Genomic DNA, 22,140 nt, shown 5'->3' on the forward strand with positions numbered 1-22,140 from the left:
GGTGCACCACCACACTGTTCCAGAAAACGTTTCTAGAAAAGTATTCCAGAATGAGCCGCAAACAGCAGCGGGGCGAGGCCACCGTCGAACACCTCCTGGACGCCGCGCTGCGCGTGTACGCCGAGGCGGGCGACCAGGGACTGACGGTGGGCGCACTCACCCGGGCGAGCGGCGTCAGCCCGGGCAGCCTCTACCACCACTTCGGCAGCATCGACGGCCTGCTGAACGCGCTGCTGACGCGCTGGCTCGGCCGGCTGCTGGCGGAACTGACCGGCGCCCTCGAGGGCACCCGCACCGCGCACACCGGCATCCGCGCCCTGGTCGGGGCCTACCTGGGCTTCGTCCAGACCCATCGGGACGCGGCCCTGCTGCTGCACTCCGCCTCCGCCGACCGCCGGGGCATGGCGGACGGCAAGGAGATCCGCGACGCCCAGGAGGCCCGGCTTTCGCCCCTCGCCCAGTGGGCGCAGGGACACGTCGACTCCGGGGAACTCGTCCCGCTCGCGCCGCCCCTGATCGAGTCGCTGATCCTCGGACCGGTCACCGCGGTCGCCCGCCGCTGGCTGTCCGGCATCGACGACGTCGACCTGGACGAGGCGGCCCTGCTCCTGCCGGACCGCATCTGGCGCGCGGTCGCGGCGGAACCGCGCTGAGGACGGGCGCGGCGGCCTTGGCGGTCGCGGACCCGGGCCCGCGACGGGGTCAGGTGTACTGCCCCGGAAGGGGCTCCGCAGGCTCCTGACCGGGCGGCGGGGGCGCGGACCCCAGGTTCCCGATCAGCCGTTCGAACCTGGTGCGCCAGGCGGCCTCCGACTGGCCCTCGCCCTGGAACTCGTGGGTGAAGCGCAGCACGCAGCCCGACTGCCGCTCACGCTCCAGGTGGAACCGCAGCCGGCCGCCCGCCACGGTGTACTCGGCGACCCGGTCCACGTCCCAGGCGGTGACCCGCCCGGCGCCCAGCTCCCGGAAGGCGACCTCCCCGTCGAGTCTGGGCTCGAGAACGTCGACGGCGGTGAACCAGCCCGCGAGTCCCGCGGGCGTGGCCACCGCCGTCCAGACCTCTTCCATGGTCCTCGGGAGCCGCACCAGGAAGTGGAGTATGTGCGTGTTCCCGTGCGTCTGGCTGGTGCCCTGTTCGATGGAACCGCTCATGGCACCAGTGTCACCGACCGGGGCGTCACACGCCCGCGTAGGAGTGCTTGCCGGTGACGAAGATGTTGACGCCGTAATAGTTGAACAGCCAGCAGCCGAAGGCGATGAGCGCCAGGTAGGCGGCCTTGCGACCCTTCCAGCCGGCCGTGGCCCGCGCGTGCAGGTAGCAGGCGTAGGCGATCCAGGTGATGAAGGACCAGGTCTCCTTGGGGTCCCAGTTCCAGTAGCGGCCCCAGGCGTCGCCCGCCCAGATCGCGCCCGCGATGATCGTGAACGTCCACAGCGGGAAGACGGCCGCGTTGACACGGTAGGCGAACTTGTCCAGCGAGGCCGAGGCGGGCAGCCGCTCCAGCACCGAGCGCGCGAAGCGGCCGGGCGTGCCGCCGGACTCCAGCTTGTTCTCGTAGGAGTCCTTGAAGAGGTACAGGATCGTGGCGACCGCGCCGACGTAGAACACCGCGCCGCAGAAGATCGCCGTGGAGACGTGGATGTACAGCCAGTACGAGTGCAGCGCCGGGACGAGCTGGTCGCTCGCGGTGTACAGCACGGTCACGGCCAGACCGAGGTCGAGCAGCACCGTGGTGATCAGGAACAGGCCGAGCCAGCGCACGTTCTTCCTCAGCGCCAGCAGCGTGAGGTACACGCCGACGGCCACCGTGGAGAAGGTGATGTTGAACTCGTACATGTTGCCCCACGGCGCCCGCTCCACGGAGGCCGCGCGGGCGACGACGCCGCTGAGCTCCACCAGGAAGGCGAGCACGGTGAGCGAGATGGCGATCCGGCCGTACAGGTCGCCCTGCTCGTCGCCGCCGTGCGCGCCCGGCCCGTCCGGCACGTCCCGGGCGCCGGAGGCGGAGCGCACGACGACCTTCGGCCGCTCCAGTACGGCGGTCCCGCCGGCGCTCTTGACGGTGACGGCGGGCGCGCCCGCCCGGCGCTCGCCGCCGCCGGCGGCCGTGGCGGTCAGCGCGGCGGCCGTGCGGCCGACCTTGCTGCGGCTGCCGAACAGCCACTCGGCGATGTACGCGAAGAAGGCGAGCGTGTAGACGGCCATGGACGAGTAGATCAGCGTGTTGCTGATGCTCGCCAGGTGTTCGTTGGTTGCGGCGGCGAGATTCACTTCTCAGCCCCTTCGGCAGGTCCAGCGGGGGATGGGGTGGAGTCGTCGGGGTCCGGTGCCCCCGGCGCCCGGTCGTAGAGGTTCGCGGCGAGGTCGCCCAGTTCCTCGGGCAGCTTGGCGGACTCGCTGCGGCCGAGCCCGGCCATCTCGACCACGGTGACGCCGTCGGCGCCGCGCACCGCGCGCACCCACACACGACGGCGCTGGATGAACAGGGAGGCGGCCAGGCCGAAGATCGCGCCGAGCGCGCCGACGAGCGCCCAGCCGCCGCCCGGCTCCTGGACGATCTCGAAGCCGGCCCACTCCTTGACGTCCTTCTCCAGCGTGATCGAGCCGGCGCCGTCCGGGAGCTTCAGGGTCTGCCCCGGCTTGAGGTTGCCCCGGAGCTGCCGGCCCTGGGCGTCCTTGAAGCCCTTCATGTGGGTCTTGTCGAGCTGGTACACGCTCTGCGGGATGCCCGAGTTGACGCCGAGGTCGCCGTGGTACGGCTCCAGGTTCAGCACGGGGTTCAGCAGCGCCGGGAACTGCGAGAGCACCGAGGCGCCGCCGCCGTAGGTCGGCAGGAAGAAGGCCCGGACGCCGAGCTGGTCCTTCTTGCCCTGGGCGTCGCGGTAGCCGTCCATCACCTTGATCACGCCCTGCGAGGTGACGTTGCCGTCGAGCGGCAGCAGCGGCACGGCGTCCTGGTAGACGACCTCGCCCTTGCCGTCGCGGACGGTGATGACGGGCGCGTAGCCGTGGCTGACGAGGTAGACCTTGGCTTCGCCGATCTTCAGCGGCTCGTTGACCTTGACGGTCGTGGAGCGCTCCTTGCCGTCGGCGCCCTCGCTGTAGGCGACCTTCGCCTGGAAGGTGCGCGGGGTGCCGCGGTTGGGTCCGGTCAGCTCGTAGGTGCCCTTGAAGTCCTTCAGGCTGAAGCTGAACGGCGACAGGTCGTCGGTGGTGAACAGGCTGCCGGACTTGAAGTCGTCGTACATCGGCAGGGCGTTGGAGAAGCCGTCGCCCTCGACCATCAGCTTGGTGCCGTCCGACTTGTACATCTGGCCCGAGGCGAAGGCGACCAGCAGCACGATCAGCGCGATGTGGAAGACCAGGTTGCCCAGCTCGCGCACGTAGCCCTTCTCGGCGGCGACGGCGTCACCGGCGACGTGGGCCCGGAAGCGGCGCCTGCGCACCAGCGCGAGCGCGGCCTCGCGGACCTGCTCGGGGTCGGCCTCGGTGCGCCAGGTGGTGTAGGCGGGCAGCCGGTCCAGGCGCCTGGGCGCGCCCGGCGGACGGCCGCGGAGCTGGCCGACGAACTGCCAGGTGCGCGGGACGATGCACCCGATGAGGGAGACGAACAGCAGGATGTAGATCGCGGAGAACCACACCGAGCTGTAGACGTGGAAGAGGCCGAGCTTGTCGTAGACCGGCGCGAGCGTCTTGTGGGCCGCGCGGAACGCGTCGACCTTGGTGGCGTCGGCGCCGGTCTGCGGGATCAGCGAGCCGGGGATCGCGCCGAGCGAGAGCAGCAGGAGCAGCAGCAGCGCCACCCGCATGGAGGTGAGCTGCCGCCAGAACCAGCGGGCCCAGCCGATGACCCCGAGGCCCGGCAGGCTCACCGCCTCCTCCTGCGGAGCGGTGGACAGCCGGGAGCCGGCCGCCCCCAGTTCCTCCTGCTCGCGGCCCTTGTCGGTTTCGGTTGTGCTCATCGATCAGATCCCCACAGTGAAGCCGTCGGACCAGCTCTGCATCTCGTTCACCAGGTGGTCCCAGGCCCCGGTCAGCAGCAGCACACCGGTCACGATCATCATCGTGCCGCCGGCGCGCATCACCCAGACATAGTGGCGCTTGACCCAGCCGAAGGCGCCGAGCGCCTTGCGGAAGGCGACCGCGGTGAGGACGAAGGGCACGCCGAGGCCCAGGCAGTAGGCGACGGTCAGCACGGCACCGCGGCCGGCGCTCGCCTGTTGGGACGACAGGGCGACGACGGAGGCGAGGGTGGGGCCGATGCAGGGCGTCCAGCCGATACCGAACAGGGCGCCGAGCACGGGCGCGCCCACCAGGCCCGTGGCGGGTCGCCGGTGGAAGCGGAACTCACGCTGGGTGAGCCAGGGCATCAGCCCCATGAAGAACACGCCCAGCAGGATCATGAGCACGCCGAGCACCTTGGACAGCGTGCCCTTGTACTCCTGCAGCGTGGCCCCGAAGAAGCCGAACAGTGCCCCGCCGGAGACGAACACGGCCGTGAAGCCGAGCACGAACAACGCGGCGCCCGCCGCCATCCGGCCCCGCCGGGCCTCCTGCAGGTCGGCGCCGGTGACGCCGGTCACGTAGGACAGGTAACCGGGGACGAGGGGCAGCACGCACGGGGAGAAGAACGAGACGAGGCCGCCGAGCACCGCGACGGGCAGGGCCACCAGCAGGGCGCCGTTGAGGACGGTCCCGTTCCGGCTCGTCACCGCTGCGAGGGTCAGGAGGTCGCTCACGTCACTTCTCCGCGAGGACCGGCTTGAGCATCTTCAGCAGCGCCGTGTCGTCGAGCGCCTCCAGCGCCCGCGCGGCGACCTTCCCGTCCTTGTCGATGACGAGCGTGGAGGGGATGAGCTGCGGGTTGAGCGTGCCCTTCTTGAAGCGGAGCATCAGCTTGCCGGTCGGGTCGTACAGGCTCGGGTAGCCGATCCCGTGCTCCCGCTCGAAGGCGAGCGCCGGGGTGGTGCTGGTGTCGCGGGTGTTGATCCCCACGAACTGCACGCCCTTGCCCTCGTACGCCTTGGAGACCTTGGAGAAGTACTGGGCCTCCTCGCGGCACGGCCCGCACCAGGAACCCCAGACGTTGACGACGACGACCTTGCCCTTGTAGTCGGCGATGTCGAGGTTCTTGCCGTCGAGGGTCTTGCCCGACAGGTCGGGCGCGGCGGAGCGCTTGCCCTGGGCGGCGGTGTCGATGCCGTTGTTGCCGGTGACGAAGTTGGTGTTGCCGCCTCCGCCGGAGGTGCCGCCGTTGCCGCACGCGGACAGGGTCAGGGCCGCGACGGCGGCCGTGGCGCTGAGCAGGAGGGCGCGGCTACGGGTACTCATGTGAAAAGTTTCGCATGCCTGTTCCGGCGATCTCGCGCACCCCCCTGTCGGGTGGAAAACCGCATTTCAGGAGCTATTTACACGGGACATCACGGGCGATTCCTCACGCGGTGGCGCCCGCGGTCGGCCTGGCGTCCCGCAGGAACTCCTTCCAGCCCCCGGCGGGCCGCTGCCCCACCTCCAGGGTGCGCAGCCGGGCGAGCACCTCGGGCTTCTGCGCGTCCATCCAGTCCACGAACTGCCGGAAGGAGACCAGCCGGACGTCCCCGCCCTTCTCCTTCTCGCGCGCGATGTGCTTGAAGGCCTGCTCCACGGCGTCCATGTAGATGCCGCCGTTCCACTGCTCGAAGTGGTTGCCGATGAAGAAGGGTGCCCGGTTGGTCCCGTATGCCCGCTCGAAGCCCTGGATGTAGGCCTGGGCGGACTGGGCGCGCCAGCGCGGGTGGTTGTAGGCGGGCGCGTTGGTCGAGTTGACGGACTGGTTGGCGAGCATGTTGTAGTCCATGGACAGGACCTCGAAGGAGCGTCCGGGGAAAGGTATCTGCTGCAGCGGCAGGTCCCAGATCCCCCTCCGCTTCAGCGGCCACACCTGGCGTCCGCCCGGCGAGGAGGCGTCGTAGCGCCAGCCCAGCTCGCGGGCGGCGGGCAGCAGGTTGTTCTGGCCGAGCAGACAGGGGGTGCGGCCGCCGGTCAGCTCCTTGTCGTAGTCGAACGGCAGCGGCGGCAGGTCGGTCCAGCCGGTGTTGGTCCGCCACTCCTTCACGAAGGACGTGGCCTGCCGTATCTCGCTCCGCCACTGCTGCGGCGTCCAGTTGCCGACCGAGCCGGAGCCGGCGCAGAAGTGCCCGTTGAAGTGGGTGCCGATCTCGTGCCCCTCCAGCCAGGCCCGGCGCACGTTGGCCAGGGTCGACCTGATGTGGGGGTCGCTGAGGTAGCCGATGTCGGAGGCGCCGCGCGGGTTGTTCGGGGGGTCGTAGAGCCGCTTCTTCGACTCCGGCAGCAGATACAGCCCGGAGAGGAAGAACGTCATGCTCGCGCCGTGTTCCCGGGCGAGGTCCAGGAAGCGCGGGAAGAGACCGTTGCCGACCTCGCCGGCGCCGTCCCAGGAGAAGATCACGAACTGCGGGGGCGTCTGGCCCGGCTCCAGCGGCTCGGGCTTCGCGGGCTGGTGCGGCTGCCGGCCGGTGAACGAGGTGGAGCCGTCGCCGATGGGCCGGGCCGGACGCGCCGTGCTCCCGCCCTTGCCCGCGCCGCCCCCGCCGCCGCCCTCGTGGCCGGAACCGGACCGGGGCCCACTCTCGTCCGAGGACTTGAGGCTCCCGCAGCCGGCCAGCGAGGCGGCGGCCGCCGCGCCCGCGCCGAGGCCCAGCGCTCCCCTGCGGGAGAGCATCCGGTCGGTCCGGGAGAAGGTGCGCATGGAGATCCCCGATTCGTCACGCCTGCTGGTGGTCACCCAGTCAGAGGGCGTGACGCTCGGGGAGGTTCCGGTACTTCTTTGTGCTTTTCGTAACAGGCCCGGCAAAAGGGTGGCCCGGACCGCGGTTCAGGCTCCGAAGGCCTTGCCCTGCGCCGTCCCCTTGCCCTTCTGGGGCTTGGCGCCGGCCCGCAGGTGCGCCGGGACCAGGTCGATGGCGGGCTCGGAGTAGCCGACGGAGACGATCCGGTCGCCCTGGAAGGTGAAGGTCGTCAGCGACGCCAGCGTGCACTGCCGCTTGCGCGGGTCGTGCCACAGCCGCCGCTTCTCGACGTACGACCGCACGGTCCAGATCGGGAGCTGGTGGCTGACCAGCACCGCCTCGTGCCCGCGGGCCCGGTCCTTGGCGGTGTGCAGCGCGCCCATCATGCGCACGACCTGGTCGATGTACGGCTCGCCCCAGGACGGCCGGAACGGGTTGACGAGGTGCTTCCAGTTGTCGGGGTTGCGCAGCGCGCCGTCCCCGACCCCGAAGGTCTTGCCCTGGAAGACGTTGTCGGCCTCGATGAGCCGGGCGTCGGCGGCCAGTTCCAGACCGTGCGCCTTGGCGATCGGGGTGGCGGTCTCCTGCGCGCGCTCCAGCGGGGAGGCGCAGACGTGCGTGACGTCCCGGGTGGAGAGGTGCTCGGCGACCCGGTCGGCCATCTTCCGGCCCAGCTTGGACAGGTGGTAGCCGGGCAGCCGCCCGTAGAGGACGCCGTCCGGGTTCTCGACCTCGCCGTGCCGCATGAGGTGGACGACGGTGATGTCCTGCTCGCTGCCGTTGGTGCTCGCGCTGCTGCTCATGCTGCCGTGGCCTCCGCGGCCGCTCGGGCCGCCGCCGGGAGGGCGTCGGCGATCTTCTGGATGGCCCGCTCGTCGTGGGCCGTGGACACGAACCAGGACTCGAAGGACGACGGCGGCAGGTAGACGCCGTTCGACAGCAGCGAGTGGAAGAAGGCGGTGTAGCGGAACGACTCCTGCCGCTTGGCGTCCTCGTAGTCGCGCACCTGCCGGTCGGTGAAGAACACCGAGAACATGTTGGAGGCGGTCTGCAGCCGGTGCGCGACGCCCTCCTTGCCAAGCGCCTCGGTGACGAGGTTCTGGATCTGCGTGGAGACGGCGTCGACCGTCTCGTACGCCGCGTCGTCGAGCAGCCGGAGCTGGGCGAGCCCGGCGGCGGTGGCGACGGGATTGCCGGAGAGGGTGCCGGCCTGGTAGACGGGGCCCGCGGGCGCGAGGTGGGCCATGACGTCGGCCCGGCCGCCGAACGCCGCTGCGGGGAAGCCGCCGCCCATGACCTTGCCGAAGGTCATCAGGTCGGGCTTGACCCCGTCGACGCCGTACCACCCGGCGCGGCTGGTCCGGAACCCGGTCATCACCTCGTCGGAGATGTAGAGGGCGCCGTGCCTGCGGCACGCGTCCTTGAGTCCCTGGTTGAAGCCGGGCGCCGGCGGCACGACGCCCATGTTGCCCGGCGAGGCCTCGGTGATCACGCAGGCGATCTCCCCCGGGTGCCGGTGGAAGGCCTCCTGCACGGCCTCCAGGTCGTTGTACGGCAGCACGATCGTGTCGCCGGCCTGGGCGCCGGTGACACCCGGCGTGTCCGGCAGCGCGAAGGTCGCGACACCGGACCCGGCGGCGGCCAGCAGCGAGTCCACGTGGCCGTGGTAGCAGCCGGCGAACTTGATGACCTTGGAGCGCTGGGTGAAGCCGCGGGCGAGCCGGATCGCCGACATCGTCGCCTCGGTGCCGCTGCTGACCAGCCGCACCTCCTCCACGGGCTCGACCCGCGCGACGATCTCCTCGGCGAGGGCGACCTCGCCCTCGCCCGGGGTGCCGAAGGAGGTTCCGCGGGCGACGGCCTCCTGCACCGCGGCGATCACCTCGGGGTGCGCGTGGCCGAGGATCATCGGCCCCCAGGAGCACACGAGGTCGACGTACTCGCGTCCGTCGGCGTCGGTCAGGTAGGGCCCCTTGCCGGAGACCATGAACCGGGGCGTGCCGCCCACGGCGCGGAAGGCGCGCACCGGCGAGTTCACGCCGCCCGGCGTGACGGCCGACGCACGGTCGAAGAGCGCCTGCGACGCGGGCGCTTCGTAGGGATAGGGCAGTTCGCTCATGGCGCTCATGACGTGCGGCTTCTCCGGCATCTCGGACTCCGGTTGCGTGGTGACCACCTCAGGGTAGGCCGCCGTCCGGGGGGCGAGCGGCCGACCTCCGGGTCACAGCCGCGCCATCTGCGAGACTGAGAGCTGATACACACAGCTCATACGGCACGTAGTGATCAGTGACCGGGAGGAACCCGCGGACTGGTGTTTCGCCGCACGTTTCGGCGGGCGGCCGTGGGGGAGGTCACTGACACGATGATCGGGTTGCGCGGCGGGGGCCACGCGTCCTAGAAAAGCAGTCGGGTGGAGATATGCATCGCGGTGGCGGACTGGGCGAGGGGACTGACGACCTGGGTCCTCGACGCGCCCGGCGGGGAAGGCACCGGCGCGAGGTGGAGGAAACGACCGAGGCACGTCAGGCCGACGCACATCAGACACAGGGTGTACCGGGCGAGCCCGAGCGGTACGACCGGCGGATCGACCGGTCACGGGCGGTAGGCAGGAATGGTGGTCGGGTGGGGGTGACGTACAAATACTTCGGCGCGCCGGACGGCGCGACCGCGGCCCGCGTCCCCATCTCGATGCGTCCCGAGGAACTCGGCGGCGACGAGCTGGGCATGAACGGCATGTTCACCAAGATCAAGCCGGAGACGATGGCCGCCATGGTGCTGACCGGCATCGAGGGTGTCCCGCTGCACAAGGTGCCGCCCCTGGAACTGGTCGTCCTGCACCCCGACTACGCCGTCGTCAAGCTGCCCATGACGGTCGTCGACCCCCTGCGCGGCATCGGCGAGGAGGCCGTGGGCGCGGCGGCGTTCATCTGGTCGACGGTCCCGGACCGGGGCGGCCCCCGGGACGCGTTCAACGTGTACCAGTTGCTGCACGAGTGGCAGGACTTCTCGCACCGGCTGCACGAGGCGGGGCATCAGCCGTACTGCCTTGTGTGGCCCTGACCTGGGGTTTCGGTGGGTCCGGGCGGGGCTTTCGGGTCCCGCTCTCGCTAGTGCCCGAGGTGAGCCGTCAGGCGGCCAGGACACATAGGGGGCACATGGGTTTCTCCGGGGGCACTGGGGTGCCCTGAGCCTCTGCTGCCGGGGCTTCGGTGAAGACGTCGTCTGTCGCCTTGCGGGCCCGCGTCTCGCTGGACGGCGGCAAGTGCGTGTACGTCCGGAGCGTGAAGCCCGGGTCCGAGTGGCCGAGGTACTCGGAGAGCGCCTTGATGCTCTCCCCCGCGTCTAAAAGCACGGAGGCGTAGGCGTACGCGTGCCGGAGGGTGCATCCCGTCTTCGGGGGCGCCGCCTTGGGGTACCTCGCCCCGCGTTCGCGGAGAGGGATCACGCTGGCGGCAGCCGGCCTGCACTGGCGGCCTCACACCCGCGAGGCCGCCAGTGGGTGGGAAGACACCTCTCTCGTCCGCTTCCAGTTTGCGAGTGACGGAGGGCGTCACCGCGCCGTGCTGACCAGAGGCTCCAGCAACTCCAATGCTTCGTCCCAGCGGAAGCGTTCCGCCGCGCCGCCAGCCCTCGGCCGGTGCGGTTCGCATGAGCCGATCAGAACACCCATGCCCCGCAGCCGGTCCAAGCTCTGCTGGTAGGCGGGATGGGCGGCCTGAGCGGAGTTCAGGTAAGGCAGCACCGCAGTCGGGATGTCCATGCCGTACGCCTCGCACAGGATGCCCAGGGCGAGGGTGTCGGAGATCCCGGCGGCCCACTTGTTGATCGTGTTGAAGGTGGCGGGAGCCACGGCGATCGCGTCCGCCGGGGGCAGGGGGCGCGGGTCTCCCGGTGAACGCCAGGCGGAGCGGATCGGGTAGCCGGTCTGTGCCTCGATCGCCGTAGCGTCGATGAAGCCAAATCCCTGCGGTGTGGCGATGACGCCGACATCCCAGTTCGCCTCCTGGGCGGCCGTGATCAGCTTGCCGACGTCACGGGCCACGCCTGCCGCGCACACGACGACGTACAGGAAGGGCTTCTTGTCCGGGGCAGTCGGTTCGGTCACGCGGGGACTCCCAGTTGGCGGCTGAAGTGGTGCAGTTCCGGCAGGGTACGTCGGCGGTCGCGGGCGGCCATGTCGGCGACCAGGTTGCGGACGTCGGGGCGGCGGATGTCCTGGGCGGCGCAGGTCTCGGCGATGCGCAGGGCCTGGTAGCCGTCGGCGAGGCGGCCCTGCTGGCTGTAGGCGCGGGCCGCCTCGACCCATAGTGCGGCGCGGCGCTCGGGGACCGGGATGTGCCGACGCATGAGGGGCCGGGCCGCCTGAAGGGCGAGGCCGGCGTCACCGAAAGCCACCAGAGCGCTCAGCTCGTGCAGGGCGACATTGGTCGGGCTGAAGGTGGCCCAGGCGTCGGGCCGGTCAAGAGTGACGTAACGCGAGACTTCCTTCGCCTCACTGAGGAATTCCTTCGTGGCCGCGCGGTCACCGCGACTGCTGGCCGCGGTCACACCGCGCAGGAGCAGCAGTCCCACGGCGGCGAGGTACTTCGGTGAACGCCGGTCGTAGGAGCCGGTGAGCTGGTCAGCGGTGTGCCGGACCAGAGTGACGGCCTCTGTGGCGTGCTTCTCGCGGACCAGAACGTGGGCCTGGACACGGACGCTGGAGGCGAGGACCACCGGGTCCCCCGAGCGTTCGGCCTCGGCCATCGCCCGGCCGACGGCGAGCCAGGCGTTGCCTTGGTCGTGCTGCTTGAGCAGCAGGCTCGTCGTCGTCTGGTAGGCCGTGGCCAGGAGCCGGGACACCGTGTCCCTGTCCGTCGCATCACCGGCCGCCAGTCGCAGGTCGGCGATCAGGCTCGGGAGGGTGCGCTCCAACTCCGTGTAGTGGCAGGCGTGGAAGAGCCTCAGTGCTGATCCGACGCGTTCGTACAGGACGGCCGTGTCCTGTGGGCCACCGGTGCCCGCGGGGCCTGGACCGGGCAGGAGGGTCTGGACGAGGGCGGTGTGCGAGGCCGAAGAGCCGGCCGGGGCCGCGAGCGCTGCGATGCTCGCGGCGAGGAAGGTGCGGCGGTGCATGTCGTCAGCTTCTTGATCGGCGGCGGAGACGTCCTGAGATGGGGTGGCGAGGCCCAACTCAAGAGGTGGGATGTTCAGTTCCTGCGCGATGGCGCGTAGTACGCGGATGGCCTCCGTGCCGCGACCGCTCTCCAGACGGCTCACCTTGGACTGGTGATATCCGAGCGCTGCGGCCACGTCGTGCTGTGAACGCCGCTGTAACACCCGCGCCCGACGGATCCGTTCTCCGATCCGTCTCGCTTCCCCATGCGCGTCGGCCATCTGCCACGGCTCCTTCCGCCGTCGCTGATCCTGCCTGCCCAATCGAGCATAGATCAGCCGTAGTTGGCGGTGATGCAGCTCCTGCATAAGTCATGCAGCGCCCGCGTCAGGGCTCCCCACTCACGGCGACGGACTGGTTGCTTGGTGTGGCCCCACCTACATCGGGAGGCCGCTCATGGAAGCGCACCAGCTCGCTCTTTCCCTACCCGCGACGCCCGCCGCAGCAAGCCAAGCTCGGCACCAGGCCGTGGACGCCATAGCGGGCTGGGGCTCGGGACTGGGCGCCGAGGTGGTGCACACAGCCGAACTGCTGGTCAGCGAGCTCGTCACCAACGCGGTCCAGTACGCCGGCACCGGATCCGTCTCGCTTGCGGTCTGTCTCGACGAGGCCGTCCTGCGGATCGAGGTATGCGACACGAGCCCGGTCCTGCCCCAGCCGGCTCTGCCCGACGCGGACAGCGAGGGCGGCCGGGGTCTGTTCCTCGTCGCCGCTCTCGCCGACCGGTACCACGCCGAACCGACGAAGAACGGCAAGTGTCCCACGGGAGTCGGTGCGGGCGGGACCTTGAGGGTCCCGCCCTTGTCGTGTGCCGGGAGACCCGGCGCTTCCGCGGAACGCGGCTTCGGCGTCGGCCGGGCGGCCGTGGGTGACCGTGACCGAGGGTGACCTCCGCGTGCCGTCCGTGGGCCGGGAACGCTCCTCGGCCGTGGTTCGTCTACAGTCCGATGGACGGTCTACTTACCTGTAGTCACTCGGTCCCGGCCCTTGCCCGCGGCACGGCGGCAGTCGGAACCCCGGTACGGCGGCTCGCCACCGGGCGCCCGGGGCGCTTCGCCGCCGGCCTCGTGCACTCCTGAGAGGCGGCGGATTCATGCGCCCCAAGATCCTGGTGGTCGAGGACGACCACGCCCTGCGGGACGTGCTGCGCCGCGGGCTGCGGGACGAGGACTTCGAACCGGTCCCGGCGGCCGACGGCGCCACCGCGCTGCGGCTGGCCACGGCCGACATCTCGGCGGCCGTGCTGGACGTCGGGCTGCCCGACTCGGACGGGCGGGACGTGTGCCAGGCCATGCGTGCCAACGGCTTCCTCGCCCCGATCGTCTTCCTCACCGCCCGGCACCAGCTCACCGACCGCCTGTCCGGGTTCTCCGCCGGCGGCGACGACTACCTGCCCAAGCCCTTCCACCTCGCCGAACTCGCCGCCAGGCTGAGGGCCGTGCTCAGGCGGACGGCCGGCCCGCCGGTGGCCGGGGTCGGCGACCTGGTCCTGGACGCGGTGGACCACAGCATGACCGTGCACGGCGCCCGCGTCACGCTGTCCCCGACCGAGTTCCGGCTGCTGGCCACGCTCGTCGCCGCGGACGGGACCCTCGTACGCCGCCGCGACCTGGTGCGGGCGGGCTGGCCCGAGGGCGCGCAGGTCAGCGACAACACCCTGGACCAGTACCTGAGCCGGCTGCGCCGCAAACTGCGGGAGGCCGGCAGCGGCCTGACCCTCGACACGGCGCGCGGGATCGGCCACCGCCTGTCATGAACCGGGTCCCGCGCGCCCTGCGGCGCCTCGCCCCGCGCACCCTGCGCGGCCGTCTCTCCCTGGTGGCGCTGACCACGGCGGCCCTGCTGATGACGATCCTGACCGTGGTGTTCAACGCCGTGATGGACCGGCACCTGCAGCACCAGGCGGACGACGAACTGCGCAACCGGGCGGCGGCGGTGGCCACGACCGTCGACACCTCCGGAGCCCGGGTGCGGATCCTGGAGACCGTCAACGACCGCCTGCTCGACGCGAACGTGTGGATCTACGCGGGGACGCGTCTGCTCGAGCAGCCGCCGTCCGCCGCGGCCGGCGGCCCGCCGGCGCTGGCCGCCGACCGGCTGGCCGCGCGGCGCGGTCAGGCCTGCACGACCGTGGGGGCCCACGGCCGCGGGCCCGTCCGGCTGTGCGCCGAGCCCGTCCACGGCCGCCGCGCCACCGCCACCGTCGTCACCGCCCTGGACCTGACTCCCTACCGCAGTTCGGCCGGCACCCTGCTGCTGGGGTCGGTGGTCCTGGACGTCGTGATGCTCGGCTTCACCTACGTGCTCACCCGGCTGTCGGTGGGCCGGGCACTGCGCCCGGTGCGGACGATGACCGACCAGGCCACGCAGTGGAGCGCCGTGGGCTCCGACGAGCGCTTCGGCACCGAGGACCACCCGGCCGAGCTCGCCCGTCTGGGCGCCTCCCTGGACGCGCTCCTCGACCGCATACGCACGGTGCTGCGCCACGAGCGGCAGCTGACCGGGGAGCTGTCCCACGAACTGCGCACGCCGCTCACCCGGATCATCATGGAACTCGACTGGTGGCGGGCCCGGCCCCGCACGGCCGCCGAGACCGGCGCAGCCCAGCAGGTGATCGCCGAGGCCGCCCGGTCCATGCGCACCATCTGCGACACGCTCCTGAACGACGCCCGCGAGAACGCGCTGCCCCCCGCGGCGGTCCCCGGGACGACCGACGTCGTGCCCGTCCTCGACCGCCTGCTCCAGCGCCTCGACACGCCGGCCCGGGTGCGGACGGCGGTGGAGGCGGACGCGGCCGTACTGGAGGCGGGGGTCGCCCCCGCTCTCCTCGAACGCATCCTCAGCCCACTGCTCGCCAACGCCGCCCGCTACGCCCGCTCGCACGTGACCGTGTCCGCGCGGCGGCTCCCCGGCGGTGTGCGCATCGACGTCGTCGACGACGGCCCCGGTGTGCCGGAGACGTTCGCGGGCGAGCTGTTCCAGCCCGGCCGGCGCGCCGATCCGGGCGACGGTCACGACGGCGCGGGCCTGGGACTGCCGCTCGCGCGGCGCCTGGCCCGTGCCGTCGGCGGTGAGGTGTCCCACGACCCCGGGCACGGGCCCGGGGCCAGGTTCACCGTCAGCCTGCCCGCCGGGTGACCGGGCCGGGCTCCTCCCCCGCCGGCCGGGCGGCGGACCGGCGCTCCCGTACCTGGGCGTACCCCATCAGCGCGAACAGGACGGCGAGGAGCACGGCGGACGAGCCCGCGGTGCCCAGGTCCAGGCCGCCCTTGGCGACGGGTTTGGTGAGGAAGTCGCCCGCGGTGGCGCCCAGCGGGCGGGTGAGGACGAAGGCGAACCAGAACAGCAGGACGTTCGGCACCGCGGGCACCTTCATCAGCGCGAGGAGCACGCCGAGCAGCCCGGTCACCAGCAGCGCGCCGCCGGCGTAGCCGAGGCCGGAGCTGTCGGAGAGGAAGTCGCCCATGGAGGTGCCGAGGGTGTTCGACACGAGGATCGCCGACCAGAACAGGGCCTCGCCCCGGAAGGAGACGATGTCCCGGATCTGGAACGTCATCCCGCTCAGCTTCCAGACGGTGAAGATCACCAGCAGGATCGAGACGAGGATGGCCGCCCCGGTGGGGTAGCCCAGGCCGAGCCCCTGCGGGCCCCAGCCCAGCCTGGTCGCGCCGGCCGAGAGGTACTTGGCGCTGGCGTCGCGGTTCATGAAGTCGGACATCGTGGTGCCGGCCATGCTGGTCGACAGGATCACGGTCCAGTAGAAGAACGGGTTGTAGCGGCTGGAACGCAACTGGACCACCAGCGTCACCACGAAGACCAGGAACAGCGCGATCGTCGTGAGGAAGTAGCCCAGCTTCAGGGTCTGTGCGAAGAGGTCACCCGCCGTCTCGCCCAGGGTCGTCGCGGCGATCTTCATGATCCAGAACGCCAGCGTGACCTCGGGCAGCTTCTTCATCACCGACTTGGTCGTGTTCGACGCGCTCGCCACGTCGAGGTCGGTGAGGACCTCCGAGTTCTCCAATGCGGCTCTCCTGTCCGGTCGAAACGACAGGGCGCTCGCCCCCGGGAAGTGGGACGAGCGCCCTGTGAGATCCAGCCGGCCGCCGGCGGCGGCCGTGATCCCGACCGTGGCACGAAAAGCCTGAACGCATCCTGAACGCGCGCGGCACGGCGGTTCGGCCCCCGCGCCGGGCGGCCGGGCCCGGCCCGGTGGCGTCCTGCTGATACGGGAACCGTCCGCCCGCGACGATCGTCTACAGTACCGTAGACAGTCTACGGTACTGTAGACGACTGGCGTGTCAGCGCGCCCGGAGAGGACTCATGCCGATGACCACATCCGTGGCCCTGTCGACGCAGCTGGCGGTGAATCCGCTGGACGCGCAGTCGCTGCTTGCCGCCTTCGGCGTGCTGGGCGTCGGCGTCGTGATGTTCGCCGAGACGGGCCTGCTCGTCGGGTTCTTCCTGCCGGGCGACTCCCTGCTCTTCACCGCCGGTCTGCTGTGCACCGGCTCGGGGCGGCACGGCGTGCACCTGTCGCTGGGACCGCTGCTGGCGGCCGCGGCGTTCGGCGCGCTGGCCGGCGCCCAGTGCGGCTACCTGATCGGGCGCCGGGCGGGCGGTGCGCTGCTGGCGCGCAGCCGCTCGGCGCGGCTGCGCGAAGGCGCGGAGCGGGCCGAGGAACTGCTCGGGCGCTACGGGCACGCCAAGGCGATCTTCCTGGCCAGGTTCGTGCCGGTGGTGCGGACCGTGCTCAATCCGCTGGCGGGGGCCCTGGAGGTGCCCGCCCGGACGTTCGCGGTGTGGCAGGTGGCCGGCGGCCTGGTGTGGAGCCTCGGCCTGACCCTGGCCGGCTACGCGCTCGGTTCCTCGATCCCGAACGTGGACCGCTATCTGCTCCCGCTGGTCGCGCTGATCGTCGTGGTGTCGCTGATTCCGCTCGCCTCGGAGTTGTACCGCGGCCGCAGGCGGGCGCGGGAGAAGGAGGTTCGCGGATGATCCTGGCATTCGACGGGGCGTCGATCGACGGCTCCGCCTATCGGGACGTGACGGATCTCGCCCAGCACGCGCCGGGCTGGCTGGACACCGCGGTGACGGTGTGGTCGGACTACGGGCTCGCGGTGTTCGCCCTGCTCATGCTCCTCGGCTGGTGGCGGGCCCGGCGGACCGGGGCGGCCACTGCGGTGACCGCGCTGGCCGTTCCGGTGATCGTGGTCCTGGCGTACGGCGTCAACGCCGCGCTGAAGCTGGCCGTGCACGAGGACCGCCCGTGCCAGAGCCTGCCGGTGAGAACCCTGGAGGCGTGTCCGGCGCCCGGTGACTGGTCGTTCCCCAGCAACCACGCGGCGATCGCGGCGGCCGCCGCGGTGGCGCTGCTGTTCGTCTCCCGGCGGCTGGGCGCCGTCGCCTGCGTGGCGGCGGCCGCCATGGCGGCCTCCCGGGTCTGGATCGGCGTGCACTACCCGCACGACGTGGTCACCGGGCTGGTGGTCGGCGGACTCGTGGCGCTCGCCGCGATGCTCCTGCTCCGGCGCCGGTCCGGAGAACTGGCCCGCCGGATGACCTCGGCGGCGCCGCTCCGTCCCCTGCTGTCGGCCCCGTGAACCGCGAGGACACCGCCGAACTGGCTGGCAGCGCCGGCCTCGGCGCGTGGGTGGCGTTCGCCGTGCTGGCCATGGTCATCTTCGGCCGTGGCGGTTCACCGCTGTGGCTGGACGACGGCTTCCTCGCCTGGGCGACCGCCCACCGCCCCGAGGCGGCCGTGAGCCTGGCACGGGGCGTGACCGCCACCGGCACCGGCGTCGTCCCCTACGTCCTGGTGGCCGTGGCCGGCGTCGTGGCCGGACGCACCGCGCGGCAGCGGCTGCTCGCGGCCGCCCTCTGCCTCGCCTGTCTCGGACTGGGACAGGCGCTGCGGTACGGCGTGATGGAGCTGGCCCACCGGCCGCGCCCGCCGCACCTGGACTGGGCGACGCACGCGAGCGGCTGGGCGTTCCCCTCCGGGCACACCACCACCGCCGCCCTGACCGCCGGGACGCTGGTCGTCGCGCTGACCCTGCGCGCCCCGCGCGGCGGTACGGCGCTGCGGATCGCCGTCGCCTGCTGGGGCCTGCTGGTCGGGCTGTCCCGCTGCTACCTCGGCGTGCACTGGCTCAGCGACGTCCTGGGCGGCTGGCTGTTCGCCGCCGGCTGGCTGGGAGCGTGCGGGTGCGCGGCCGTCCGCCTGCTGCCGGCGTCCGCCCTCGCACCCCGGGCCAGCGCTCCGGACGCCGGGCGGCGGGCGTAGTACCCCGGTACCACCCGCCCCGCGGGCTTGGGCCCCCGGTACCACGGAAAACGGACATCCCGGACCTAGCGTGGCCAGGGAGGCGTCGGGCGTTCCGTGCGCCGCACCCCGAAAGAGGGAACGCGAATGATCGAGGCACAACGGCTCACCAAGAGGTACGGGGAGAAGACGGCCGTCGACGGTCTGGAGTTCACCGTGCGGCCGGGCACCGTGACCGGCTTCCTGGGGCCCAACGGCGCGGGCAAGTCCACGACGATGCGGATGATCGTCGGTCTCGACGCGCCGACGAGCGGCTCCGTCGCGGTGAACGGGCAGCGCTACGCCCGCCACCGGGCGCCGCTGCAGGAGGTCGGCGCGCTGCTGGAGGCGAAGTCGGTCCACCCGGGCCGCTCGGCCCGCAACCACCTCAGGGCGCTCGCGCTCACCCACGGCATCCCGCGCCGCCGGGTCGACGAGGTCGTCGAACTGGCCGGTCTCGGCAGCGTCGCGGACAAGCGGGCCGGCTCCTTCTCCCTCGGCATGGGACAGCGTCTGGGCATCGCCGCCGCGCTGCTGGGCGACCCGCTGACGGTGATGCTGGACGAGCCCGTCAACGGCCTGGACCCCGAGGGCGTGCTCTGGATCCGCAACCTGCTCACCTCCCTGGCGGCGGAAGGGCGCACGGTCTTCGTCTCCTCGCACCTGATGAGCGAGGTGGCGCTGGTGGCGGACCACCTGATCGTCGTGGGGCGCGGCCGGCTGCTGGCCGACACGACGGTGCGGGACCTGGTCCGCGAGGCGGGCGGCGACAGCGTGAAGGTCGCGACGTCCGACCCCGCGCGGCTGCGGGACGCGCTGGCCGGGCCGGGCGTGGAGATCACCGGCCGCATCGGCTCCGAGGAACTGCAGGTGACCGGGCTGTCCGCACGCCAGATCGGGCTGACGGCCGCCGAGCACGGCATCGCGCTGTTCGAGCTGACCGGGAAGACGGTGTCACTGGAGGAGGCGTTCATGGAGCTGACCAGGGACGCCGTGGAGTACCACGGCTCCACCGGCGGCGCCGGGACCTCCGGGAGCGCGGCATGAGCACCGTCACGGCGCACCCCGGGACCCCCGGCACCCCCGAGACCCCCGGCACGGCCCCGGCCGCCCGGACCCGGCCCGTCTACCGGGTGACCGGCCGGCGCGTGCTGTCCGCCGAGTGGGCGAAGCTGTGGTCCCTGCGCTCCACCTGGATCACCCTCGGCCTCGGCCTGCTGTTCCTCGTGGCCTTCGGCGTGATCGCCGCGAACCACTACAAGGCGGGCCCCGGCTCGGGCGGGCCCAGCGACCGCGACTTCGCCACCGCGACGGCGCTGAGCCTGTCGCTGTTCGGCACCAACTTCGCCCAGCTGGCCCTCGGTGTGCTCGGCGTGCTGGTGACGGCGGGCGAGTGGTCCACCGGGACGATCCGCTCGACCCTGGCCGCGGTGCCGCGCCGGCTGCCCGTGCTGTGGTCCAAGGCGGCCGTGTTCGGGCTGGTCGCGCTGGTGGTGGCGACCGTGGGCGCGTTCACCGCCTTCCTCGTCGGCAGCCGCATCGTCTCCGGCACGCCCGCCGCCCTCACCCTCGGCCACGCCGGTGTCGTACGCGGTCTGCTGGGCGCCGGGCTCTACCTCGGCCTGGTCGGCGTGATCGGCGTCGCCCTGGGCGCGCTGCTGCGGTCGGTCGCCGGCGGCATCTCGGTGCTCGTGGCCGGCCTCCTGCTGGTGCCCGGCCTGATCACCCTGCTGCCCAGCTCGTGGCAGGGGCACATCAACCCCTACCTGCCGAGCCGCGCGGGCGAGTCCCTCTTCGCCCTGACCCACGGCTCGGCCACCCTGTCCCCGGGCGCCGGACTCGCGGTCCTGCTCGGCTGGACGGCCCTGGTGCTGGCCGGAGCGGCCTGCCGGCTGCTGCGCGGCGACGTGTGAGCGGCGGCCGGCCGCGTCATCGGCGGTGACCTCGGTGGCCTCCGACGATCTCAGCGGCACGGAGCCGCTGGTCGCCCGGCTCGGCCGGGCCGGCCAGCGGCTCCGGCACGCCGACCGGGCCCGTCCGTGGGTGCTGGACACCGCGGTGGTGGTCCTCGTCCTGCTGCTGTTCTGCCTGCCGGACCTGCTGCACGCGGTCGGCGGGGACGGTCCGCACCGCTTCCGCGCGGCGTTCACCCGGTTGTCCGCGGCCGGTACGGCGGCCGCGCAGGCCGGGCTGGTGCTGCCGCTGCTGTGGCGGCGCCGGGCGCCCGCCGTCGCGTTCGGCGCCGTCACCGCCGTGTTCGTCCTGCAGTGGTCGATCGGCGTCGCGCTCCGCGCGGACGTCGCCCTCTTCGTCGCCCTGTACAGCCTCGCCCTGCACGGGCGGCTGCGGCAGCTCCCGTGGGCCTGTGCGGCCCTGGCGGGCGCGCTGGGTCTGGTCGCGGTACGCGTGTCGGTGGCGGTGCCGGCCGGGGACGCGCTGTTCTTCCTGCTCAGCACGGCCACCGCGGCGCTCGCGCTGGGCCTGATGATCCGCATCCGGCGGGCCCAGCTCGCCGGGCTGCGCGAACGCGCGGCGAGGCTGGAGGTCGAACGCGACCAGCGCGGCAGACTGGCCGTCGCGGCGGAGCGGACGCGGGTGGCCCGCGAGATGCACGACATCGTCGGCCACAACCTGTCCGTCATCATCACCCTCGCCGACGCGGGCGCCTACGCCACCGCCGCCGCCCCGGAGCGGGGGCAGGAGGCCCTGCGTCTCATCGGCGACACCGGCCGGCAGGCCCTGAGCGAGCTGCGCCGGGTGCTCGGCGTGCTGCGTGAGGCGGACGGCCCGCGGGCCGGGCCCGAGCTGAGCCCCCAGCCGGGCCTCAAGGACGTCGACGCGCTGTGCGAGGGGGTGCGGGCGGCCGGCCTTGAGGTCGTCTACCGTACGGCCGGTGACGTCGACTCGCTCGACAGCGGGGTGCAGCTCACGGTCTACCGCATCGTGCAGGAGGCTCTGACGAACACCCTGAAGCACGCCGGCGCCGGGTCCCGCGCGAACCTGTCGGTCGTGGTGGCGGACGCCCGGCTGACGATCGCCGTCCAGGACTCGGGACCGCCCGCTCCGGCCGGCCGGGCCGGTCCGGCGAACGAGGAAGGACACGGCCTGGTGGGCATGCGGGAACGCGCGGCTCTCTACGGCGGGCACGTCAGCGCGGGCCCCGCGGGCCCGGGCTGGACGGTGCGCGCCGTCCTCGACCTCACGCCTCGGGGAGGTTCCGGATGACCACCGTGCTCGTCGTGGACGACCAGCCGCTCCAGCGCTACGGCTTCCGCATGCTGCTGGACTCCGTGCCGGGGACGGAGGTGGTCGGCGAGGCCGCGCACGGCGCCGAGGCGGTGCGCAAGGCCGCCGGGCTGCGCCCCGACGTGGTCCTCATGGACGTACGGATGCCGGGCATGGACGGCATCGAGGCGACGCGCCGCATCGTCGCCACGGGCGACCGTTCGCGGGTCCTCGTCCTGACCACCTTCGACCTCGACGAGTACGTGTACGCGGCCCTGCGCGCCGGTGCCAGCGGCTTCCTGCTCAAGGACGCCCGGCCCGACGAACTGCTCGCGGGCATCCGGGCCGTGGCCGCGGGCGACGCGGTGATCGCGCCGACCCTCACCCGCCGCCTGCTGCACGAGTTCGCCCGCCTCGTACCGCCCGGCGCGGACGGCACGGGCGGGGACGCCCGGCTGAGCGCCCTCACCGACCGCGAACGCGAGATCCTCGTCGCCGTCGGCAAGGGCTGGACCAACAGCGAGATCGCCGCGCGTTTCGTGCTGTCGGAGTCCACGGTGAAGACGCATGTCGGCCGCGTCCTGTCCAAGATCGGCGCCCGGGACCGGGTACAGGCGGTGATCTTCGCCTACGACCACGGCCTGGCCCGGCCGCACGCCGGCTGACCCGC

The 22,140-nt window shown here is 72.2% G+C and carries 23 protein-coding genes and 1 pseudogene; 12 read left to right on the forward strand and 12 right to left on the reverse strand.

Annotation, left to right across the window (positions count from 1 at the left end; translation table 11 throughout):
* Positions 1–50: 50 nt before the first annotated feature.
* Positions 51–653 carry a TetR/AcrR family transcriptional regulator gene (locus tag TNCT1_RS03950; RefSeq protein WP_143628108.1) on the forward strand — a complete coding sequence of 201 codons (603 nt, stop codon included), beginning with the start codon at positions 51–53 and terminating at the stop codon, positions 651–653.
* Positions 654–702: 49 nt separating this feature from the next.
* Here the strand turns inward: TNCT1_RS03950 and TNCT1_RS03955 are convergent, their stop codons facing one another.
* The 8 genes from TNCT1_RS03955 to hemL all read right to left on the reverse strand — a co-directional run bounded on the left by TNCT1_RS03955 (position 703) and on the right by hemL (position 8,908).
* Positions 703–1,152 (reverse strand): hypothetical protein, encoded by a 450-nt coding sequence (locus tag TNCT1_RS03955; protein ID WP_143628110.1) that lies wholly within the window; start codon positions 1,150–1,152, stop codon positions 703–705.
* 25 nt (positions 1,153–1,177) lie between these two features.
* Positions 1,178–2,272: a c-type cytochrome biogenesis protein CcsB gene (gene ccsB / locus TNCT1_RS03960; RefSeq protein WP_143628112.1), complete on the reverse strand. Its 1,095-nt coding sequence runs from the start codon at positions 2,270–2,272 to the stop codon at positions 1,178–1,180.
* Positions 2,269–3,963: a cytochrome c biogenesis protein ResB gene (locus tag TNCT1_RS03965; RefSeq protein WP_143628114.1), complete on the reverse strand. Its 1,695-nt coding sequence runs from the start codon at positions 3,961–3,963 to the stop codon at positions 2,269–2,271. The genes ccsB and TNCT1_RS03965 overlap by 4 nt, the downstream gene beginning before the upstream one ends.
* Before the next feature lie 3 nt (positions 3,964–3,966).
* Entirely contained in the window at positions 3,967–4,740 is a 774-nt protein-coding gene (locus TNCT1_RS03970; protein ID WP_174266129.1) for a cytochrome c biogenesis CcdA family protein, read from the reverse strand.
* A gap of 1 nt (position 4,741) precedes the next feature.
* The gene (locus TNCT1_RS03975) at positions 4,742–5,332 is read right to left on the reverse strand and encodes a TlpA disulfide reductase family protein (RefSeq protein ID WP_143628116.1); all 591 of its coding nucleotides are present in this window, start codon (positions 5,330–5,332) and stop codon (positions 4,742–4,744) included.
* 103 nt (positions 5,333–5,435) lie between these two features.
* Positions 5,436–6,749: a hypothetical protein gene (locus TNCT1_RS03980; protein WP_143628351.1), complete on the reverse strand. Its 1,314-nt coding sequence runs from the start codon at positions 6,747–6,749 to the stop codon at positions 5,436–5,438.
* A gap of 126 nt (positions 6,750–6,875) precedes the next feature.
* Positions 6,876–7,592 (reverse strand): histidine phosphatase family protein, encoded by a 717-nt coding sequence (locus tag TNCT1_RS03985; RefSeq protein WP_143628118.1) that lies wholly within the window; start codon positions 7,590–7,592, stop codon positions 6,876–6,878.
* Positions 7,589–8,908, reverse strand: a complete 1,320-nt coding sequence (gene hemL, locus TNCT1_RS03990; RefSeq protein WP_143628353.1) for a glutamate-1-semialdehyde 2,1-aminomutase — start codon at positions 8,906–8,908, stop codon at positions 7,589–7,591. The genes TNCT1_RS03985 and hemL overlap by 4 nt, the downstream gene beginning before the upstream one ends.
* 503 nt (positions 8,909–9,411) lie before the next feature.
* On the opposite strand from hemL, the gene TNCT1_RS04000 reads away from it, so the two are divergent.
* The gene (locus TNCT1_RS04000) at positions 9,412–9,849 is read left to right on the forward strand and encodes a hypothetical protein (RefSeq protein ID WP_003974483.1); all 438 of its coding nucleotides are present in this window, start codon (positions 9,412–9,414) and stop codon (positions 9,847–9,849) included.
* Positions 9,850–9,916: 67 nt separating this feature from the next.
* Here TNCT1_RS04000 and TNCT1_RS36110 read toward each other — a convergent pair.
* The 3 genes and pseudogenes from TNCT1_RS36110 to TNCT1_RS04015 all read right to left on the reverse strand — a co-directional run.
* Positions 9,917–10,246 (reverse strand): annotated as a pseudogene (locus tag TNCT1_RS36110) (site-specific integrase); the annotation flags it as partial.
* Positions 10,247–10,339: 93 nt separating this feature from the next.
* Entirely contained in the window at positions 10,340–10,894 is a 555-nt protein-coding gene (locus TNCT1_RS04010; RefSeq protein ID WP_143628122.1) for a flavoprotein, read from the reverse strand.
* Positions 10,891–12,165, reverse strand: a complete 1,275-nt coding sequence (locus TNCT1_RS04015) for a helix-turn-helix domain-containing protein (protein WP_143628125.1) — start codon at positions 12,163–12,165, stop codon at positions 10,891–10,893. The genes TNCT1_RS04010 and TNCT1_RS04015 overlap by 4 nt, the downstream gene beginning before the upstream one ends.
* A 175-nt stretch (positions 12,166–12,340) precedes the next feature.
* On the opposite strand from TNCT1_RS04015, the gene TNCT1_RS04020 reads away from it, so the two are divergent.
* From TNCT1_RS04020 to TNCT1_RS04030, 3 genes are all read left to right on the forward strand, one after another.
* Positions 12,341–12,832, forward strand: a complete 492-nt coding sequence (locus TNCT1_RS04020) for an ATP-binding protein (protein WP_235902295.1) — start codon at positions 12,341–12,343, stop codon at positions 12,830–12,832.
* A gap of 205 nt (positions 12,833–13,037) precedes the next feature.
* A complete protein-coding gene (locus TNCT1_RS04025) occupies positions 13,038–13,700 on the forward strand; it encodes a response regulator transcription factor (RefSeq protein WP_143628127.1) in 663 nt (220 codons plus the stop codon).
* The gene (locus TNCT1_RS04030) at positions 13,697–15,082 is read left to right on the forward strand and encodes a sensor histidine kinase KdpD (RefSeq protein WP_143628129.1); all 1,386 of its coding nucleotides are present in this window, start codon (positions 13,697–13,699) and stop codon (positions 15,080–15,082) included. Before TNCT1_RS04025 ends, TNCT1_RS04030 begins: the two co-directional genes overlap by 4 nt.
* Here TNCT1_RS04030 and TNCT1_RS04035 read toward each other — a convergent pair.
* Positions 15,063–15,965, reverse strand: a complete 903-nt coding sequence (locus TNCT1_RS04035) for a hypothetical protein (protein WP_143628131.1) — start codon at positions 15,963–15,965, stop codon at positions 15,063–15,065. The two genes, TNCT1_RS04030 and TNCT1_RS04035, sit on opposite strands and share 20 nt — an antisense overlap.
* 305 nt (positions 15,966–16,270) lie before the next feature.
* Between TNCT1_RS04035 and TNCT1_RS04040 the strand changes: the two genes are divergently transcribed.
* The 7 genes from TNCT1_RS04040 (at position 16,271) to TNCT1_RS04070 (ending at position 22,135) form a co-directional block, all read left to right on the forward strand.
* Complete coding sequence (locus TNCT1_RS04040) at positions 16,271–16,939, forward strand: DedA family protein (RefSeq protein ID WP_143628133.1); 669 nt, start codon at positions 16,271–16,273, stop codon at positions 16,937–16,939.
* Positions 16,936–17,544: a phosphatase PAP2 family protein gene (locus tag TNCT1_RS04045; RefSeq protein WP_143628135.1), complete on the forward strand. Its 609-nt coding sequence runs from the start codon at positions 16,936–16,938 to the stop codon at positions 17,542–17,544. Before TNCT1_RS04040 ends, TNCT1_RS04045 begins: the two co-directional genes overlap by 4 nt.
* Entirely contained in the window at positions 17,541–18,227 is a 687-nt protein-coding gene (locus tag TNCT1_RS04050; RefSeq protein ID WP_143628137.1) for a phosphatase PAP2 family protein, read from the forward strand. The genes TNCT1_RS04045 and TNCT1_RS04050 overlap by 4 nt, the downstream gene beginning before the upstream one ends.
* A gap of 126 nt (positions 18,228–18,353) precedes the next feature.
* Positions 18,354–19,292, forward strand: a complete 939-nt coding sequence (locus tag TNCT1_RS04055) for an ABC transporter ATP-binding protein (protein ID WP_143628139.1) — start codon at positions 18,354–18,356, stop codon at positions 19,290–19,292.
* A complete protein-coding gene (locus TNCT1_RS04060) occupies positions 19,289–20,158 on the forward strand; it encodes an ABC transporter permease (RefSeq protein ID WP_143628141.1) in 870 nt (289 codons plus the stop codon). Before TNCT1_RS04055 ends, TNCT1_RS04060 begins: the two co-directional genes overlap by 4 nt.
* Positions 20,159–20,183: 25 nt before the next feature.
* A complete protein-coding gene (locus TNCT1_RS04065; protein ID WP_143628143.1) occupies positions 20,184–21,470 on the forward strand; it encodes a sensor histidine kinase in 1,287 nt (428 codons plus the stop codon).
* A complete protein-coding gene (locus TNCT1_RS04070) occupies positions 21,467–22,135 on the forward strand; it encodes a response regulator transcription factor (protein ID WP_143628145.1) in 669 nt (222 codons plus the stop codon). Before TNCT1_RS04065 ends, TNCT1_RS04070 begins: the two co-directional genes overlap by 4 nt.
* The last annotated feature ends 5 nt before the right edge of the window (positions 22,136–22,140 follow it).

The sequence above is a fragment of the Streptomyces sp. 1-11 genome (genome assembly GCF_007176755.1).
GTDB lineage: Bacteria > Actinomycetota > Actinomycetes > Streptomycetales > Streptomycetaceae > Streptomyces.

Coding starts and splice junctions, on each gene's coding strand:
- TNCT1_RS03950 (WP_143628108.1), top strand. CDS start 51: ATGAGCCGCAAACAGCAGCGGGGCGAGGCCACCGTCGAACACCTCCTG.
- TNCT1_RS03955 (WP_143628110.1), bottom strand. CDS start 1,152: ATGAGCGGTTCCATCGAACAGGGCACCAGCCAGACGCACGGGAACACG.
- TNCT1_RS03965 (WP_143628114.1), bottom strand. CDS start 3,963: ATGAGCACAACCGAAACCGACAAGGGCCGCGAGCAGGAGGAACTGGGG.
- TNCT1_RS03975 (WP_143628116.1), bottom strand. CDS start 5,332: ATGAGTACCCGTAGCCGCGCCCTCCTGCTCAGCGCCACGGCCGCCGTC.
- TNCT1_RS03980 (WP_143628351.1), bottom strand. CDS start 6,749: ATGCGCACCTTCTCCCGGACCGACCGGATGCTCTCCCGCAGGGGAGCG.
- TNCT1_RS03985 (WP_143628118.1), bottom strand. CDS start 7,592: ATGAGCAGCAGCGCGAGCACCAACGGCAGCGAGCAGGACATCACCGTC.
- hemL (WP_143628353.1), bottom strand. CDS start 8,908: ATGAGCGAACTGCCCTATCCCTACGAAGCGCCCGCGTCGCAGGCGCTC.
- TNCT1_RS04015 (WP_143628125.1), bottom strand. CDS start 12,165: ATGGCCGACGCGCATGGGGAAGCGAGACGGATCGGAGAACGGATCCGT.
- TNCT1_RS04020 (WP_235902295.1), top strand. CDS start 12,341: ATGGAAGCGCACCAGCTCGCTCTTTCCCTACCCGCGACGCCCGCCGCA.
- TNCT1_RS04025 (WP_143628127.1), top strand. CDS start 13,038: ATGCGCCCCAAGATCCTGGTGGTCGAGGACGACCACGCCCTGCGGGAC.
- TNCT1_RS04030 (WP_143628129.1), top strand. CDS start 13,697: ATGAACCGGGTCCCGCGCGCCCTGCGGCGCCTCGCCCCGCGCACCCTG.
- TNCT1_RS04040 (WP_143628133.1), top strand. CDS start 16,271: ATGACCACATCCGTGGCCCTGTCGACGCAGCTGGCGGTGAATCCGCTG.
- TNCT1_RS04045 (WP_143628135.1), top strand. CDS start 16,936: ATGATCCTGGCATTCGACGGGGCGTCGATCGACGGCTCCGCCTATCGG.
- TNCT1_RS04055 (WP_143628139.1), top strand. CDS start 18,354: ATGATCGAGGCACAACGGCTCACCAAGAGGTACGGGGAGAAGACGGCC.
- TNCT1_RS04060 (WP_143628141.1), top strand. CDS start 19,289: ATGAGCACCGTCACGGCGCACCCCGGGACCCCCGGCACCCCCGAGACC.
- TNCT1_RS04070 (WP_143628145.1), top strand. CDS start 21,467: ATGACCACCGTGCTCGTCGTGGACGACCAGCCGCTCCAGCGCTACGGC.